This window comes from Paeniglutamicibacter sp. MACA_103, from assembly GCF_045798555.1.
Classification (GTDB): domain Bacteria; phylum Actinomycetota; class Actinomycetes; order Actinomycetales; family Micrococcaceae; genus Paeniglutamicibacter.
This window is the reverse complement of the sequence record NZ_JBIXLN010000067.1, coordinates 1-16,158: the sequence shown is the minus strand read 5'-3', so window position 1 is coordinate 16,158 and position 16,158 is coordinate 1. Positions and strand designations below refer to the sequence as shown.

Here is a 16,158-nt window from a genome sequence, read left to right as displayed (position 1 = left end):
CCTCGTCCGCTTCCCAGACCTCGATCCGCGCGTTGGGGACGGGGGTGCCGACGGTGTCGGTGACGGTGCCCTCGATCCAGCAGGGCTGGCCGGCCGCTCCGCCGGCGATGTCCCCGCCGATCGGGATTTCGGGGGCGTCTTCGACGAAGAACGGGCCGAAGACGGTCGCCTCGGTCGCGTTCCCCTGTGCCTCGTTGTTCACCGCGATGGTCTGCATGGAGGCGCCGAGCACGTCGGAGAGCAGCACGAATTCCTGGCGCTTGTCGTCGGTGATGTGTCCGGCCGCGGTAAGGAACCCAATGGCGGCCTCCCATTCGGCCTCGGTGAGCCGAACGTCGCGGATGAAGGCGTGCAGGTGGCGGGTCAGCGATTGCATGAGGTGCTTGAGGCGCTCGTCGGTGCATCCGTCGAAGGAGGCCAGCACCCGCGCGGTGAGGTCCTCCTCCACGCGTTGCTGCTGCTCGCCGGTCGGATCCCCGGACGCGCTGTTGGCCGATGTGTGGTTCATGGAAGTCTCCTGGAGAAAATCGTTCGGCGAGGTCCCACCAAGGACCCCGTTCCCTCCGCGGGACCGGGCGGGGCCGGACCGCACGGTCCAGCCCCGCCCCAAGTCCCCGGGAGTCGGACCCGGCCGGTTGCCGTGTTAGCGACCGCGCTTCATGTAGGCGTTCACGTCGTCGCTGTTGAATAGGTCCGGAACTGTCCAGCCATCCAAGTTGTACTCGCCCATGCACTGTTCGACCATGCCGTTCATCATGCCTGCGGTGCCCGTCTGCTTGGCGTGCATGAGCATCTCGACGCGCACGTTCTCATGGTTGCCCGAGTAGTTGCGTTCGTACAGCTCGTGGCGGCCGCCGAACTCGGAGCCGATCGCGTCCCAGAGCAGCTTCATCAGCTTCACGCGGTCCACCGCCTGCACCCCGTTGGACCCGCGCACGTACTTGTCCAGGTACGGGCGGATTTCCAGGTTCTGGAAGTCCAGCGCGCCGCTGGGCAGGTAAATCAGGCCCGAGGCCACGTCCTGCTCGATGATTTCCTTGATGCGCGCATAGCCCTGGGCCATGAACATGCGGTAGGCCATGCCGTATTCCATCTTCGGCAGCACCGAGCCGTTCGGCCCCTTGTCCGGATTGAGCATCATCCCGTCGACCAGTCCCCAGAACAGGTTGCGCCAGCCGATGACCTCGCCGGCCCGCGCCTGCACGCCGCGGAAATCCTGGGTGCCGGTGATCTCCAGGGCCTTGAGCAACAGTCCGGCAATGAAGTCCAGCTTCACGGCCAGGCGGATGCAGCCCTGGAAAGTGAAGCGCTGAATAAAGCCGGTCTGCGGCATGAAGCCGTTGATCTGCTCCGGGTCCCCATAGGCGAAGATGTTCTCCCAGGGCACCAACACCTTGTCGAACACGAACACCGCGTCGTTCTCGTCCATGCGCGAGGATAGCGGGTAGTCGAACGGGGTGCCGGTCACCGCGGCGTTTTGCGCATAGGAGGTGCGCGAAATCAGCTTCACGCCCGGGGCATCCATTGGCACGGTGCAGATCAGCGCGTATTCCTTCTTCTTGATCGGCAGCCCGTAGTGCGAGATGAAGTTGAAGTTGGTGATGGCCGAACCGGTGGCCACGACCTTCGCGCCGGAAACGATCACGCCATTGTCGGTCTCCTTCTCCACCTTCATGAAGACGTCGGCCACTTCGTCCGGCGGCAGGTGGCGGTCAACCGGCGGGTTGATGATCGCGTGGTTCCAGTACAGGACCTTCTCCTGCGACTCCTTGTACCAGCGCAGTGCGTTCTCCTGGTATGGCGAGTAGAACTCCGGCATGGATCCCAGGGTCCCCAGGAAGGCCGCCTTGTAGTCCGGCGAGCGCCCGAGCCAGCCGTAGCTCATCCGGGCCCAGGTCTCGATGGCGGTGCGCGATTCTTTCAGGTCTTCCACGGACTTCGGGACCTTGAAGAACGGGTGGGTCATGCCGCCGGATCCGGTGTCGGTCGGGGAAAGCAGCTTGCCGGAGGTGGCCGGATCGTGGAACCCGTCGTACAGGCGGGCGGCCATGCGGACCGAATTGCGGAAGGCCGGGTGGGTGGTCACGTCATCGACGCGCTCGCCGTGGATGTAGACCTCGCGGCCGTCGCGCAGCGACTCGATGTATTCGTCGCCCGTCATCGGCAACTTCGGGTTGGCGGGGATGGTCCGCGCGGACATGTCCGCAACGTTCCTTTCGGTGTCGGGTGCCTGGGTCATGGTGCTCAGCTCCTTTGCTGGGGGTGGGTAGGGGGAAAATTTCTCAGAAGGCGTTGAAGTCGGTACTGCCCTCGAACCAACCTGTAGCCATGCTGTCTCCGCACAGGGCCCAGGGTGCACCTCCGACATGGTCCCCGATTTCGCGGAACTTGCCCGAGAAGAAACACAACGGATCCAACTCGTCGTCGCTGTGCAGGGCGATGACCCGGCCGATGACGATCAGGTGGTCCCCGCCGTCGTAGACGGCCCAGGGCTCACATTCCAGGGTCGCGCTGTTGCCTTCGAGCACGGGGATGCCCTCGGCATCGGGGCGCCAAGCCACCTCGCCCTTCATCGGCTTGCCGGCGAAGTTCAGGCAGGTGTCCAATTGGCCCGAGGACATGATGTTGATAGCGAACGGGGAGTCTTCGAGGAGCCCGGAGATCTTGTTCCCGCGAATCAGGGTGACCTGGGCCAGCGGCGGATCCAGGGACACCGCGGTGAACGCGTTGACCGTGGCCCCGTGCGGCACGCCGTCCGGGGTGCGGCAGGTGACCACGGTGACGCCGGTGGCGAACTTGCCGAAGGCGTTTCGCAGCTGGCGCGGATCAATATCCGGCAGCTGGCCGGTTGGGGCTGGTTGCTGGCTCATGGCTCGCTCCTTGGGTCCGTGGTTTCGGTCTGGTCGATGCACACCAGCTTGGACCGAATCGTCGCCCGCCACATGGGTAGAACCACCCCCTCCGATACCCGTATTGTGTCCTGCGTCATAGAACACCGGGCCCGTGATGAGAGACTTGGAGCCGAACGAATGGGTTTCGGCAGGCTTGGCACACTCCCGGAACCCACCGCACACGGTGGAAGCCCGTGGCAGCAGACTGGAGAAAAACAACCGATGACTAGGCAACCAATGGATTCCCGCTTCACTACGGGCCGGCTTTCAATGACTTCCTTCATCGGCCGTCGGCACGAAATGGCCGAAGCCAAGGCTTTGATGTCCTCGTCCCGCCTGGTCACCCTGACGGGCGCGGGAGGCGTGGGCAAGTCGCGGATGGCGGGGGAAATTACCCAGCAGGCACGCCGGGCCTACCGCGACGGGGTCAGGATCGTCGAGCTGGCCCCGCTGACCAATACCGCGTCCATCGCGCCCGTGGTGGCGGCGGCCTTGGAAGTCTCGGACCAGTCACAGCGCCCCGCCTTGGACCGGCTGACCGATCATTTGCGGGACAAGGAAATGCTCCTGGTGCTGGACAACTGCGAGCATCTGCTCGACGAGGTCAGCCTCCTGGTCGACCGGATCCTTGGACAGGCGCCCGGCGTGCGCATCCTTGCCACCAGCCGCGAACCGGTGGGCATCACCGGAGAAACCCTTTATGCCATTCCCCCGCTGTCAACCCCGGCAGCCGATGAACACGTGCGCGTCGAGCAGCTTGAAAGCTTCGAGGCCGTCGCGTTGTTCGTGGCCCGGGCACGCAACGTCGTGCCGGGCTTTGCCCTGGATGCGGACAACGCTCCCGTCGTGGCCCAACTGTGCACACAGCTAGATGGAATGCCGTTGGCTATCGAGCTGGCCACCACTCGCCTGCGTTCCTTGTCGGCGACCCAGCTGCTCGAGCGCCTTGATCGACGTTTCCAGTTACTCAACCGAGGTGACCGTGCCGCCCTGCCGCGGCAGCAGACTCTGCGGGCGCTCGTCGATTGGAGCTACGAGTTGTGTTCCGAATCCGAGCAGCTTTTTTGGCGCAGGCTATCGGTGTTCCCCGGCAGCTTCGACATGGAGGCGGCCGAAGCGGTCTGCGGATTCGATGATCTTTCATCCGGCGAGGTGCTCGACCTGCTGGATGCCCTGGTCTCAAAGTCAATCCTCTCAGTCCGCCGCGACGGGGAAGTGCTGCGGTACCACCAGTTGGTGACCATCCGCGAGTATGGCCAGGAGCTGCTGGCCAACCCGGAGGATGTGAAGACCTTGCGCACGCGACATCTCCGGCACTATGAGGAACGATGCGACAAGATGGTCCGGAACTGGTGCGGTCCGAACCAAAGCCGCTTTCTGCAAGCCGCGCGAGTGGACAGGGCCAACCTGACCTCGGCCATGGAATGGGCCCTGGAGGCTCCCGGTGAGCACGCAACCGCCGCCCGGATGGCTTCCCTGCTGCGCTACCAATGGGTCTCCGGGAATTTCATCCCGGAAGGTCGTGCGCTGCTCGATCGGGTTTTGGAGGAATGCCCGGATGCCCATCATCCGGACTACGCGTCGGCCATGTGGGTTGCAGCCTGGGTCAGCCTCATCCAGGGCGACCACGACACGGGGGCAGGCTACGCCGGCGAATGCCTCCGGATTGCCCGGGAGCTGGAGGACGTGGCGCTCGAGGCACACGCCGAACACTGGCTCGCGCTGCACCGGCTATTCAGCGGAGACCTGGCAGGGGCCATTGAGCTCTACGAAAAGGTGAGTACGGCACATGCCGACCACGGTGATAACGCGGCCATGTTGACGGCGCTCTTTCAACTGGGCATGGCCCAGGCCTTGGACAATCGTCTCGAGGCGGCGCTGGAAACCTGCCGACGGGTCATCGAAATCGCCACCTCCCACGGCGAACTCTGGAATCGTGCCTACGCGTATTGGATCCGCGGGATCAGCTACTGGAGGCTAGGAGAGTATGACTCGGCCACCGCTGCAGTCACCGAAGCACTCCGCATCCAGCGCGACACCTTCCAGGACGGTGTGTGCGTGGCGCTGAGCCTCGAGGCACTGCACTGGATCACCGTGTCCACGGGCAACTACGATCGGGCCGCCGAACTGGCCTATGCCGTTGCATCGGTTTGGTCCGAACTGGGAATCACCGTCGCGTCGTTCGGTCCGCACATGCAAGAAGCTTCCGACTCAAGCAACGAGCGCATGCGCCAAGGCCTTGGCCGGCGCAGCCCGTCCCCGGCCAGCGGAGAACCCCGGATGTCGAAGACCCAGGCCATCGACTGCGCGCTCGGAGTGACCCCCGGGCCGGCGACGGTTGGATCCGAGCAAAACCCCCTGACCAAGAAGGAAATGCAGGTCGCTGGTTTTGTCGCCAAAGGTCTGACCAACCGACTTATTGCACAGCAGCTGGTCATTTCCCCGCGCACCGTTGACGGCCACGTCGAACGCATCCTGGCCAAGCTCGGCTTCAGCACCCGCTCCCAGATCGCCGCATGGGCGACAGCATTGGGCCAACCACCTGGCTAGGGCCACCTGATCGCCCATCGGCGAACATCCCCTGCGTTCGCCGCCGCGGCCGCCATCTTTTCTCGTCCGGGGCGTTGGCCAGACGGCCGGGGTTTCCGGGTACAGCAGCAGCTCCCCGTCCTTGACCTCGATCTTGTGCCTGCGGGCGCCCACGGTCGCCGGCAGGCACAGCGCCGCGCCGGACTTGAGGCAGAACTTGGCGGCGTGCACCGGGCACTCGAACTCGGTGCCCGGCGCCCCGAGACGATGCCCTGAACACCGTTCACTGGTTTCCGGAATCACCGTATACCCAATTCTTGAACACCGCTCAATTCGATGGCGTTTTCGTTTGTATCGACTTTTGCCATACCCCCGTCGACCGGGCAAGTGCCCGACTGCGAGTAAGAGGCGGGAGGGGGCACGCGAGGTCCACGAGCGGACCTTGGATTCTCCGAGCCGCGCCCTCCCGAGACCCGCACCCCGGCGGCGCCGGCGTGGCCGGCCGGCAGGGCGGCGATATCACGGGCGGTTCGGCCGCTCCAGCGGCCGGCGGATGCGACGGCAGGTCTTCGGCGCAGGCCATCGGCACCGACGCGGCGGGCCCCGTAACAGGGGCGCGTCCAACTGGGCAACGAACCGCGAGTCACGTAAGCTCGAACTGATCACTTCAATGGAGGAAAACGAATCATGTCATACCCGGGTCACCCCACCGAGAACCCCTACGCCACCCCAACCGAGAACAGCCTGGAACTGCCCCGCTACGGAGCAAAGTTCGGCGAGGCCATCCAGCGCTTCTTCAAGAAGTACGCAACCTTCAGCGGCCGCGCAAGCCGCAGCGAATACTGGTGGGTCGCCCTGCTGAGCTTCCTGGTCTCGATCATCGGACAGATCGCCATGACGGCAGGCGGCGCAGCCACCGCGGATCCATACACTCAAGAACCGGGTTCGGGCATGATTCCAGGCCTGGTGATTGTGATCATCTACGGCCTGGCCACGTTGGTCCCAAGCATCGCCGTCTCGGTCCGTCGACTTCACGACGGAAACTTCAGCGGGTGGCTGTACCTGCTCGTCCTCATCCCGGTCCTCGGAGGGCTGGCCATCTTCGTGCTGATGCTGCTGCCGTCCAACCCGGCAGGCGTTCGCTTCGACAAGGCGCAGGCCTGGTCGGCGGCCCAGCCGACCGCATAGTCGCCAGAGACCAAAAGACGGCCGGGGTTTCCGGGTAGAGCAGCAGCTCCCCGTCCTTGACCTCGATCTTGTGGGTGCGGGCGCCCACAGTCGCCGGCAGGCAAAGCGCCGCGCCGGACTTGAGGCAGAACTTGGCGGCGTGCACCGGACACTCGACCTCGGTGCCTTCGATCCAGCCGTCGGCCAGCGAGGCGGTCTCGTGCGTGCATTCGTCGTTGATGGCGTAGAAGTTGCCGTCCTCGGCATGGAACACCGCAATGTCTTCCTTGGTCCCGTTGTCCTCGGACGGAATGACGATGGCTTCGCCTTCGTCGATGCTGTCGACGGAACCGATGTTGATGGCCTCGCTCATGAAGGTGCCTCCTTGGATCCCCCACCGCCGCTGCGCGAACCGCGCAGGAGGTGGGAATACGAAAAACGTGTGATTCCATCATCTCTTGCTTTTACCCTGTCCCCAACCGGCGAAGGTCCCAGCAAGCCGATCAACACCCAAACCAACCCTTGCCCCTTGTGATTGAATCTTCAAATATCATCGAATAGCGACCAGGTATTTTTTAAAAATCGAAGGAATCAACGGGCGCTGTTCACCATCGGTCCGCATGAAAACAAATCACATATTGATTTTTTCCTGTCGCCATTATCACGATGTCGTAACTCCGATCCTGATGCGGGATTACGGGGCGATTGCGCCAAAAAAGCGTCCCATTTGACGAGGAATCGCCGAGGATTAGTAATTTTTATGCGCCCGGCTGTTAGCGTGGAGAACCTAAGTCTCATCCGTTTGCGCGAGGCTCACCAGCCGAACGCAACGGCCAAGTGAACAAGAATGCACAAATCGAGTTGCCGGATATCCCGCGCAGCACGTGGATGGAATGCCGCATGAATTCAACACCTGGGACGGCTTCACCGGCCCTTCGTGTCACCAATGCCTTCAAGGTGTTTGGGCGCAGACCGCAGGAAGCAGTAAAGGCCCTGAGAGACGGGCAGTCACGCAAGGATGTCGCCCAGATGGGCACCGCCGCCGTCATCGACGCCTCCTTTGAGGTCAAGCCGGGCGAGATCTTCGTCGTCATGGGGTTGTCAGGTTCCGGCAAGTCGACTTTGATCCGCATGCTCAACGGCCTGTGGCCCATGACCAGCGGATCGGTCCACATTGGCGACACGGACATCAGCAAAATCTCCGGCAAGCGCCTTCGCCAGGTCAGGCAGAAGAGCGTTTCGATGGTGTTCCAGCACTTTGCGCTGCTCCCGCACCGCACCGTGTTGGAAAACGCCGCCTACGCCCTGGAGATCCAGGGGGTGAACAAGAAGAAGCGCACCGAACTGGCCACCAAGATGCTCGATACCGTGGGGCTCACCGGCTGGGGCGACAAGTACCCCGGGCAGCTCTCCGGCGGCATGCAGCAGCGGGTCGGGCTCGCCAGGGCCCTGTGCTCGGAGACCGACATCCTCCTCATGGACGAAGCCTTCTCCGCGCTTGACCCATTGATCCGCCGCGACATGCAGGAGCAGCTCGCCTCCCTGCAAGCGGACCTGGGCAAGACCATTGTCTTCATCACCCACGACCTGAACGAGGCCATGTTCCTCGGGGACCGCATTGCAGTGATGCGAGACGGGGAAATCGTGCAGATCGGGACCCCCGATGAAATCCTCACCCACCCTGCCAACGAGTACGTGGCATCCTTCGTCCGCGACGTGGACCGCACCCGTGTGCTGACCGCCGGCAGCGTCATGGAGAATCCGCGCGCCGTGGTCAGCATCAGCGGCGGAGCACGCGCCGCACTGCTGACCATGCGCGAGCAGCAAACCTCCGGAGCATTCGTCATCGACCGGCACCGCAACTTCCGCGGCATCGTCACCGACCGAGAGACCATGGCCCTGGCGGACCGCGGAGGCTCGGACCTGACCGAGATCCTGACTCGGGCGGACGACGCGGTTTCCACCGAAACCGCGCTCAACGACCTGTTCGGCCGGTCCGTGGAGAGCAACACTCCCCTGCCGGTCGTCGACGAGAAGGGACGGTTGGTCGGCGCGGTCGCACGCGCAACATTGTTGGCGGCCCTGGGCAACGTACCCTCTTCAACCGACGCGATCCAGATCGTTGCCCCGGGACAGAGTGCGGGAAGCGACGAGGGCAGCGAACGAACAGGAATCTTCGCCGAGGGTTCCTCCGGTGAAATGGGAGGCACACTTTAATGGACGATTTGTTCCGGATCCCCGTCGGCAAGTGGGCCGAGATCGCCCTCGACTGGGTCATCGCAAACCTCGGCACCTTCTTCGACGGCGTCAAGGCCTTCTTCGCGCAGTTCTACGACGGACTCGACTGGATTCTCACGACCCCGCCGTTCTGGGCCGTCATCCTGGTGCTCGCCGCCCTGGCCTTCTGGCTCAAGGGCTGGAAGCTGGCCGTGGGCAGCGTTGTCGGGTTCCTGCTGATCTACGGGATGAACCAGTGGACCAATGCCATGCACTCCCTGGCCCTGGTGCTCGTAGCTTCCCTGGTCGCGGTCGTCATCAGCGTCCCGCTGGGCATCGCAGCGGCCAAAGCCACTACGGTCTCAAACATCGTGAAGCCCGTGATGGACTTCCTGCAAACCATGCCGGCGTTCGTTTACCTGATTCCGGTGCTGCTTTTGCTGGGCATCGGCCCGGTCCCGGGCATCGTGGCCACCATCGTCTTTGCCTTGGCCCCCGGCGCCCGCTTCACCGAACTGGGCATCCGCTCCGTTGACAGCGAAGTCGTCGAGGCCGGACAGGCCTTCGGGGCCTCGCCGATGCGCATCCTGCGCCAGATCCAGATCCCGCTGGCCATGCCCACCATCATGGCCGGCATCAACCAGATCATCATGCTCTCGCTGTCCATGGTCGTCATCGCCGGCATGGTCGGCGCCGGCGGCCTGGGTGGCGCCGTCTACGCGGCGCTGACCGGACTGAACACGCCCCTGGGCGTGGAATCCGGTCTCTCCGTGGTCATCCTGGCGATCTTCCTTGATCGCGTCACCGCTTCGTTGAGCAGGTCCAAGAAGCACGTTGCAGCGTAACCACTCCCCCATTAGCGACCCCCGCAACACCAGGGGTCGTCGAGAAAGGCAAGAACCATGAGGAAGAAACTCGTATCACTGATGGCCGTGGCCGCGGCCTCCGCACTGGCACTGACCGCGTGTGGTTCTGGAGGCGGCGCTGCCGCCGGCCCGGAAAACGGTGACAAGAAGGACATCACCATCGGTGTCTTCGCCGGATGGGACGAAGGCCTTGCCGTGTCCCACCTGTGGGAGCGCATCCTGGACAAGAAGGGCTACGATGTCACGCTGACCAGCGCCGACGTGGCCCCGGTCTTCTCCGGGATTTCCACCGGCGACTTCGACATGGCCATGGACGTCTGGCTCCCGGAAACCCACGCGACCCAGGCCGAAAAGTACGGCGACAAGATCCAGGAGCTGGGCACCTGGTATGAGGACGCCAAGCTGACCGTGGCCGTGAACAAGGACGCGGACATCGAGTCCTTGGACGAGCTCGCGGGCAAGGCCGAAATGTTCGGCAACCGCATCGTGGGCATCGACCCGGGTGCGGGCCTGACCAAGGCCACGAAGGAGCGAGTGATCCCACAGTACGGCCTGGAGAAGATGGACTTCGTGACCTCCTCCACCCCCGCCATGCTGACCGAGCTGAAAAAGGCCACGGATGCCGGCGACGACGTCCTGGTGACGCTGTGGCGTCCGCACTGGGCCTATGACGCGTTCCCCATCAAGGACCTCAAGGATCCCAAGGGCACGTTGGGCACCGCCGAGCACATCAGCACCTACGGCAGCCTGACCTTCAAGGAAGACTTCCCGGCCCTGACCGGTTGGATGAAGGACTTCAAGATCGATGACGAGAAGCTCTTCTCCCTTGAAAACGCGATGTTCAACGGCGCCGACACCCAGGACTACGCCCCGATCGTGGACCAGTGGATCTCCGAAAACCAGGAATGGGTCGATTCGCTGACCGCCGCGAAGTAACCGCGCGACACCTCTCCAAGGGCCCGGGCCGCTTGGGACACCGGCAGCGCCGGCGTCGCAAGCGGCCCGGGTTTTTGCCGCCGTTGCACCGATCCTTCCGCGCGCCGGCCGACGCGCACTAGACTTGCGGCCATGAAGGCTCACGGGCCCGCGACCGGCCGCGATCTGGATCGCCGCACCGTCCTGGCCCTGGGGGGCGCGCTGGGCGTGGCTGCGTTGGCCGGGTGCTCTTTCCCGGAGCATCCCATCGCCACGGCGACGCCGGCCTCGGCGCCAACGGGCACCGATCCCCGACGGATCATCAAGGCCTCCGGCCTTGACACGCCGTGGTCAATGGTCGCCCGCAAGGACGGCAGCTTCCTCATTTCCGAACGCGACACCGCCAGGATCGTGGCACTCTCCCCCGACGGCACGCTCACGGAATTGGCCCAGCTGCCCCAGGTGGTTCCGGGCGGCGAGGCCGGCCTGCTGGGGTTGGAGATCTTGACGGACGCCGGCGGTCGCGAGTGGCTCTACGCCTACATGGGCACCCGGGACGACAACCGGGTGGTGCGCTTCGAGCTGCTGGAGTCTGGGGTGGGGCCCGCCCACGACATCCTGACCGGCATTCCCCGGGCCGGCATCCACAACGGCGGTCGCATCAAGCTGGGCCCCGACGGCCTGCTCTACATCGGCACCGGAGATGCCACCGACCGGCAGGCGGCGCAGGACCCGGCACGCCTCAATGGGAAGATCCTGCGGATCGAGCCCGACGGCGGCATTCCGGAAGGCAACCCCTTCGCCGGTTCCCCGGTGTATTCCTACGGTCATCGGAACGTGCAGGGGCTCGGTTGGGATTCGGCCGGTCGCCTGTGGATCAGCGAACTGGGGCCGGAGAAGGACGACGAGGTGAACCTGGTCCGGGCGGGAGGCAACTACGGCTGGCCCCAGGTCACCGGGGTGGCAGGCGACCCGGGACTTATCGATCCGATCCATGTCTGGGCGAAGACCTCCGAGGCCTCGCCAAGCGCCTTGGCCATTGACGGAGACGTTGCATATGTGGCGTGCCTGCGCGGGGAACGGCTTTGGGTGTTGCCGCTCCCGCAAGGAACCCCGCCGGCAGGCGGTGCGCTCCCCGGTGCCCGGGAAATGCTGACGGGCCGGGAGGGACGGTTACGGGATGCACTGGTGGTGGGCAACGAATTGTGGTTGGCCACCAATGAGGGGGCCACATCCCGGATTATCGCCCTGTCACTGGCGGAGATGGGCTAATCCCAATGGGCGATAACGCCCAGGACCTTGCTGAGGATGAAACCGGCCACCAGGGACGCGGCCGTCCAATACAGGAAGCGCACATATGAGCGCGGCTTTTCCAGTTGCCAGGACCCGGTCTTGTCGTCCCGGTAGTACACCAGCGCCTCGCCCTCGGGAACGCGCGGGTGTTCGAGCACCAGAAGCTCGCTGCGGACGGTCCCGTCCGCCGTGTGGAAGACCAGGCATTCCTGCCCCTCGAGCACGGCGATCTCATAATCGGCGGTCTTCCATTCCGCATCCCGGCGGCGTTCGGCCAGGGCAAAGGCATAGAATCCGGCCGCGGCAAAGAGCGCCACCCACCCTATGAGGTCGAGTGCGGGGCCCAGGCTGGTCAGCAGGTCTTGCACGCTCTCATCTTATGGTCTGAAACTGCCGCCCACACCATCCGGGTCCCCGCGTGACCCAGCCGGGATCAGCGGGCGAACGACCCGAGCACCTCGTTCAATGCCTCCGTCGAGGAGGGGTGGGTGAAGATCGAGTCGCGCAGTGTGGCCGAGGTGACTCCCTGGCGCATGGCCAGTGCCACCAGGTTGATGACTTCCTGGGAATCCACATGCATGAGTGCCGCACCGAGGATCAGGTCGGTCTGGGCATCGACCACGACCTTGATGATGCCACGGGCATCCCCCACGATCTTGGGCCGGGGCATCGCGGCAATCTCGGCGACCTTCTTGACCGCGACCTTGATCCCGAGCCCCTGCGCGCGGGCCTGCTCCTCGCTGAGCCCGACGCGTGCCAGCGGCGGGGTGGTGAAGATGGTGTGGGGAACCGCGACGCGGTTGGCGGTGGAGCGCTGGCCGGTTCCCAGGATCGCATCGGCGACCACGCGGTTGTCGTCCAGGGACACGTAGGTGAATTGCGGCCCGCCGTTCACATCCCCCAGTGCGTACACGCCCTCGGCCGTGGTGGACAGGCGCTCGTCGACCTTGATGGCCCCGGATGCGGTGAGCTCGATGCCCGCAGCTTCCAGGTTCAGACCCGCCGTGGCGGGGGTGCGCCCGAGGGCAATGAGCACCGCCTCGGCCTCTATGTCGTGTTCTTGACCGTCCTGTTCGTAGCGCACCCGTGCTGTCTGCGCGTCCTGGCTGATGCGCCGCACGCTGGCGCGAACCCGGACTTCGACCCCCACGTCGCCCAGCGAACCGAGGACCTCGGCGGCGACGTCTTCGTCTTCCTTTTTCAGCGCCCGCGCCCCGCGGTCCAGCACGGTGACCTTCGAACCGAAGTGCGCGAACATGGAGGCGAATTCGGTCCCGACGTATCCGCCGCCGACCACCACCAGGGACTTGGGCAGCGGCGCATGTTGCAGCGTGGTGGAGTCGTGGATCCGCCCGCCGGTGCGCACGCCGTCGAGATCCGGGACCGCGGGCACCGCGCCGGTGTTGATGATGATCCGCTTGGCGCCCAGCTCGAGCGTTTCCCCACCTGCCTCGACCCTGATGCGGCGGGGGCCGGTGAAGCTTGCCCGGCCGGTGATGGTCATGACGGAATCCAGGCCGTCCAGCATGGAGAAGTTCTTGGCCCGCAGTGCGGCGGTGAGCTTGTCGCGGCGCTGCACCGCGGCGTCGAAGTAGCCGGGGTCGAACCCGTTCCCGGTGCGGATTTCCGCATCATGGATCAGTGCCTTGGTGGGCACACAGCCGATGTTGATGCACGTTCCGCCATACATGTCCGCCGATGCCTCGATGATTGCCACCCGCTGTCCGGCACGGGCCATGGTTCCGGCAAACGTCTTTCCCCCCTTGCCCCAGCCAATGACAATGAGATCGAGTTCGTGCTCCATGGGGCCACCCTTTGTTCCGGAAAATTCGATGTTGACTACGGTTGAGTCTGGTCAATTGCGACGCGACCGGTCAAGGGAACGGCCACATTCCGGACGCACCGACTGTCGCTGGGAAACCCCCACACGCGCAACGGCGTGAAAATGCGTGGGCTTGACCCATTGGCCATCCCCACGCATTTACCAGCCGGCCGGTGCCGTCGGGCTTCATTCACCGGCGGCACCGCGGTCACTGCCCCGTGGTGCCCGGCCCTTCAATGTTGACCATCCAATCAACGCCGAACTTGTCGGTGAGCATACCGAACCAATCGCCCCACGGCGCCTGTGCCAACTGCTCGCCGATCTTGGCACCGTCGCTGAGCTTGTCCCAGTAACCGGTCATTTCTTCCTTGTCGTCGCCGCTGAGCGTGACGGAGATGGCGGTCCCGCCCTTCCACTCCATGGAAGCGGGGGTATCGGCGGCCATCAGGTTCATGCCATTGGGGGCACGCAGGTGCCCGTGCATGATCTTGTTGTCGTCCTCGGGATTGTCGGTCTTGGCGAAGTCGAAGTCCGCGAAGGGACGCAGGTCCAGTTCGCCGCCGAATACCGACTGGTAGAACTCGAGCGCGGGACGCGCCGTGTCGCGGAAGCTGATGTACGGGTTGAGGATCGTGCCCATGGTGTTCTCCATCGTTTGGCGGGGTTCAACACTTAGCAATTCTGCCCGCGACAACCGGATCCGTGAAGCCCTCGGGCCGATTGTTTGCCACGAAATCGCTGGGCACCCGGCCCTGCAGGAACCGCCGCGCCGAGCTTGTTGGCAGCAAACCCAAACAGTGCCACGAATACGCTTGGTCCCGTACCGCGGCAAACGTCCTTGGCAGCGATCGGACAGGAACGACAAACCCGGCGTCTGGAAGACTTCGAAACGGCGGATCGCCACTAAAATGGTTCCCATGACTTCACCGTTCTCCGATTCCCGACCCGATCCGGGACCGGCAGCAGACCCCGAAGCCCTTGATCCACTGATCGCCGACGTGGAAAAAGAGTTCTCGACCATGGTCGTCAAGGCACGCCAGGCCATTCGCAAACGCGCCGCAGCCATTCATCCGGAACTCCAGCCGCTGGGCTACAAGGTGCTCTCCATCCTGGCGCGCGAGCACGCCCAGCAGCAGATCATCCTGGCCGAGGAGCTTCAGGTGGACAAGGCCACCATGAGCCGGATGATCAAATGGCTCGAGGCCAAGGAACTGGTCACCCGTGTCCCGGATCCGAACGACGGCCGGGCCATGCTGGTCAGCATCACCGAGCCCGCACGGGCCGGCTATCTCGCCTCCAGCGCGGCGTCGCGCCAATTACTGAGAAACCGGCTCATCTCCTGGGACCCCGAGGAAATCAAGCGTTTCGCGGACCTGCTCTCGAAGCTCAACGCCAACGACGCCCCGCAACGCGAGGGCTGACCCCGACGCTAAACCGGCCATCGGCCCCGGCCCCATCCATTTCGGAAAGGGCGGGGCCGATGGCCGGTTTCGTGTTTCTTTGGCGCTTGCCACGCCACAAGGACCGACTCCACTTGCCCCGAGGAGTGGCCGCAAGCCGGCAGCGCCCTTTATTCGCCGCGCAACCGCGAAAGGCCCCAACTATTCGCTTCCTTGGCCCCAATCGGCGATACGACAGCCACTTCTTCGACGAACGGCCGTTTCATCGTGAAGTTTTGTTAAGGGAATGCTTTGCGCGGGCACCACGGAATCGGCAACACTCGTAGACAGAATCACGAGCTCCAGTCATTCACGACCCTGGTCGATTGGACCGCAACCCTCTTAGTCATAGCGGGGTGCGCCAGGTGAAGATTCGACGCCGCCCGACCGGATCGGCGTAAGTATGGCGCCGCGCAAGGCATGCGCCAGCCACGAAAGGATCGAACTTCCATGTCCGAAACCCTGATCGACAGCACCCTTGAAGACATTCGAGCCGAACGGCTCACCGCCGCAGGCACCGCCTGGAGCGAGCGCATTGCGGCCAACACCGCCAGCGCGGCCCTGACTTTCAAGGCCAGCGGCGTGTCCACCGGTTCGGTGTCCAGCGAAATCACCGCCGGCAAGCACCGCTTCATCGTCGACGAGCCCGAGGCCCTGGCCGGGGACGACTCCGCCGCCAGCCCGGTCGAGTTCGCGCTTGGCGCCCTCATCTCCTGCCAGGTCGTGGTCTACCGCCTCTACGCGCAGCAACTGGGCATCAAGATCGACTCGCTGGAAATCAACGCCGATGCCGACCTGGACGTGCGCGGCCTCTTCGGCATCGAGAAGACCGTCCGCCCCGGCTTCGGCGACGTGCGCCTGAGAGTCAAGATCGATGGCCCGGAAACGCGTGAGCGCTACGAGGAACTCCAGGCGACCGTCGACACACACTGCCCGGTGCTGGACATCTTCAGCAACCCGACACCGGTCAGCGTCGAGCTGGTCACCGCCGGCTAGCAACACCATGAACCGATCGTGGG

Annotated in this window: 15 protein-coding genes and 1 riboswitch; of the genes, 8 read left to right on the top strand and 7 right to left on the bottom strand. The window is 64.3% G+C overall.

Features of this window, described 5'->3' with window-relative positions; genetic code table 11:
- From ACIPVK_RS20385 to ACIPVK_RS20375, 3 genes are all read right to left on the bottom strand, one after another.
- A partial coding sequence (locus ACIPVK_RS20385; RefSeq protein WP_407613814.1) for a dioxygenase occupies positions 1-508 on the bottom strand: 508 nt, incomplete at its 3' end.
- Positions 509-643: 135 nt separating this feature from the next.
- On the bottom strand, positions 644-2,239 hold the full coding sequence (locus ACIPVK_RS20380) for a 4-hydroxyphenylacetate 3-hydroxylase family protein (RefSeq protein WP_407613813.1): 1,596 nt from the start codon (positions 2,237-2,239) through the stop codon (positions 644-646).
- A gap of 43 nt (positions 2,240-2,282) precedes the next feature.
- Positions 2,283-2,870 (bottom strand): flavin reductase family protein, encoded by a 588-nt coding sequence (locus ACIPVK_RS20375; RefSeq protein ID WP_407613812.1) that lies wholly within the window; start codon positions 2,868-2,870, stop codon positions 2,283-2,285.
- Positions 2,871-3,113: 243 nt separating this feature from the next.
- Here ACIPVK_RS20375 and ACIPVK_RS20370 point away from each other — a divergent pair, with 243 nt between their 5' ends.
- Together ACIPVK_RS20370 and ACIPVK_RS20365 are read left to right on the top strand one after the other, a co-directional pair.
- Positions 3,114-5,441 carry a LuxR C-terminal-related transcriptional regulator gene (locus ACIPVK_RS20370; protein ID WP_407613811.1) on the top strand — a complete coding sequence of 776 codons (2,328 nt, stop codon included), beginning with the start codon at positions 3,114-3,116 and terminating at the stop codon, positions 5,439-5,441.
- 666 nt (positions 5,442-6,107) lie between these two features.
- Positions 6,108-6,608, top strand: coding sequence for a DUF805 domain-containing protein (locus tag ACIPVK_RS20365; protein WP_407613810.1), 501 nt, complete (start codon positions 6,108-6,110; stop codon positions 6,606-6,608).
- Here the strand turns inward: ACIPVK_RS20365 and ACIPVK_RS20360 are convergent.
- Complete coding sequence (locus tag ACIPVK_RS20360; protein WP_407613809.1) at positions 6,493-6,960, bottom strand: non-heme iron oxygenase ferredoxin subunit; 468 nt, start codon at positions 6,958-6,960, stop codon at positions 6,493-6,495. The two genes, ACIPVK_RS20365 and ACIPVK_RS20360, sit on opposite strands and share 116 nt — an antisense overlap.
- Positions 6,961-7,487: 527 nt before the next feature.
- Between ACIPVK_RS20360 and ACIPVK_RS20355 the strand changes: the two genes are divergently transcribed.
- The 4 genes from ACIPVK_RS20355 (at position 7,488) to ACIPVK_RS20340 (ending at position 11,857) form a co-directional block, all read left to right on the top strand.
- Positions 7,488-8,804 carry a glycine betaine/L-proline ABC transporter ATP-binding protein gene (locus ACIPVK_RS20355; RefSeq protein WP_407613808.1) on the top strand — a complete coding sequence of 439 codons (1,317 nt, stop codon included), beginning with the start codon at positions 7,488-7,490 and terminating at the stop codon, positions 8,802-8,804.
- The gene (locus ACIPVK_RS20350; RefSeq protein WP_407613807.1) at positions 8,804-9,649 is read left to right on the top strand and encodes an ABC transporter permease; all 846 of its coding nucleotides are present in this window, start codon (positions 8,804-8,806) and stop codon (positions 9,647-9,649) included. Before ACIPVK_RS20355 ends, ACIPVK_RS20350 begins: the two co-directional genes overlap by 1 nt.
- Positions 9,650-9,706: 57 nt before the next feature.
- Entirely contained in the window at positions 9,707-10,606 is a 900-nt protein-coding gene (locus ACIPVK_RS20345) for a glycine betaine ABC transporter substrate-binding protein (protein WP_407613806.1), read from the top strand.
- 132 nt (positions 10,607-10,738) lie between these two features.
- Entirely contained in the window at positions 10,739-11,857 is a 1,119-nt protein-coding gene (locus ACIPVK_RS20340) for a PQQ-dependent sugar dehydrogenase (RefSeq protein WP_407613805.1), read from the top strand.
- Here the strand turns inward: ACIPVK_RS20340 and ACIPVK_RS20335 are convergent.
- The 3 genes from ACIPVK_RS20335 to ACIPVK_RS20325 form a co-directional block, all read right to left on the bottom strand.
- Positions 11,854-12,246, bottom strand: a complete 393-nt coding sequence (locus ACIPVK_RS20335; RefSeq protein ID WP_407613804.1) for a hypothetical protein — start codon at positions 12,244-12,246, stop codon at positions 11,854-11,856. The two genes, ACIPVK_RS20340 and ACIPVK_RS20335, sit on opposite strands and share 4 nt — an antisense overlap.
- A 65-nt stretch (positions 12,247-12,311) precedes the next feature.
- Positions 12,312-13,682, bottom strand: a complete 1,371-nt coding sequence (locus tag ACIPVK_RS20330) for an FAD-dependent oxidoreductase (RefSeq protein ID WP_407613803.1) — start codon at positions 13,680-13,682, stop codon at positions 12,312-12,314.
- A 226-nt stretch (positions 13,683-13,908) separates the two neighbouring features.
- Complete coding sequence (locus ACIPVK_RS20325) at positions 13,909-14,340, bottom strand: VOC family protein (RefSeq protein WP_407613802.1); 432 nt, start codon at positions 14,338-14,340, stop codon at positions 13,909-13,911.
- Positions 14,341-14,617: 277 nt separating this feature from the next.
- Between ACIPVK_RS20325 and ACIPVK_RS20320 the strand changes: the two genes are divergently transcribed.
- Both ACIPVK_RS20320 and ACIPVK_RS20315 read left to right on the top strand, forming a co-directional pair.
- Positions 14,618-15,121 carry a MarR family winged helix-turn-helix transcriptional regulator gene (locus ACIPVK_RS20320; RefSeq protein ID WP_407613801.1) on the top strand — a complete coding sequence of 168 codons (504 nt, stop codon included), beginning with the start codon at positions 14,618-14,620 and terminating at the stop codon, positions 15,119-15,121.
- Between the two features lie 309 nt (positions 15,122-15,430).
- Positions 15,431-15,549: riboswitch (SAM riboswitch) on the top strand.
- A gap of 40 nt (positions 15,550-15,589) precedes the next feature.
- Entirely contained in the window at positions 15,590-16,135 is a 546-nt protein-coding gene (locus tag ACIPVK_RS20315; protein WP_407613800.1) for an OsmC family protein, read from the top strand.
- Positions 16,136-16,158 lie beyond the last annotated feature (23 nt).

Coding starts and splice junctions, on each gene's coding strand:
- ACIPVK_RS20340 (WP_407613805.1), top strand. CDS start 10,739: ATGAAGGCTCACGGGCCCGCGACCGGCCGCGATCTGGATCGCCGCACC.
- ACIPVK_RS20345 (WP_407613806.1), top strand. CDS start 9,707: ATGAGGAAGAAACTCGTATCACTGATGGCCGTGGCCGCGGCCTCCGCA.
- ACIPVK_RS20355 (WP_407613808.1), top strand. CDS start 7,488: ATGAATTCAACACCTGGGACGGCTTCACCGGCCCTTCGTGTCACCAAT.
- ACIPVK_RS20325 (WP_407613802.1), bottom strand. CDS start 14,340: ATGGGCACGATCCTCAACCCGTACATCAGCTTCCGCGACACGGCGCGT.
- ACIPVK_RS20350 (WP_407613807.1), top strand. CDS start 8,804: ATGGACGATTTGTTCCGGATCCCCGTCGGCAAGTGGGCCGAGATCGCC.
- ACIPVK_RS20375 (WP_407613812.1), bottom strand. CDS start 2,870: ATGAGCCAGCAACCAGCCCCAACCGGCCAGCTGCCGGATATTGATCCG.
- ACIPVK_RS20320 (WP_407613801.1), top strand. CDS start 14,618: ATGACTTCACCGTTCTCCGATTCCCGACCCGATCCGGGACCGGCAGCA.
- ACIPVK_RS20365 (WP_407613810.1), top strand. CDS start 6,108: ATGTCATACCCGGGTCACCCCACCGAGAACCCCTACGCCACCCCAACC.
- ACIPVK_RS20330 (WP_407613803.1), bottom strand. CDS start 13,682: ATGGAGCACGAACTCGATCTCATTGTCATTGGCTGGGGCAAGGGGGGA.
- ACIPVK_RS20380 (WP_407613813.1), bottom strand. CDS start 2,239: ATGACCCAGGCACCCGACACCGAAAGGAACGTTGCGGACATGTCCGCG.
- ACIPVK_RS20360 (WP_407613809.1), bottom strand. CDS start 6,960: ATGAGCGAGGCCATCAACATCGGTTCCGTCGACAGCATCGACGAAGGC.
- ACIPVK_RS20370 (WP_407613811.1), top strand. CDS start 3,114: ATGACTAGGCAACCAATGGATTCCCGCTTCACTACGGGCCGGCTTTCA.
- ACIPVK_RS20315 (WP_407613800.1), top strand. CDS start 15,590: ATGTCCGAAACCCTGATCGACAGCACCCTTGAAGACATTCGAGCCGAA.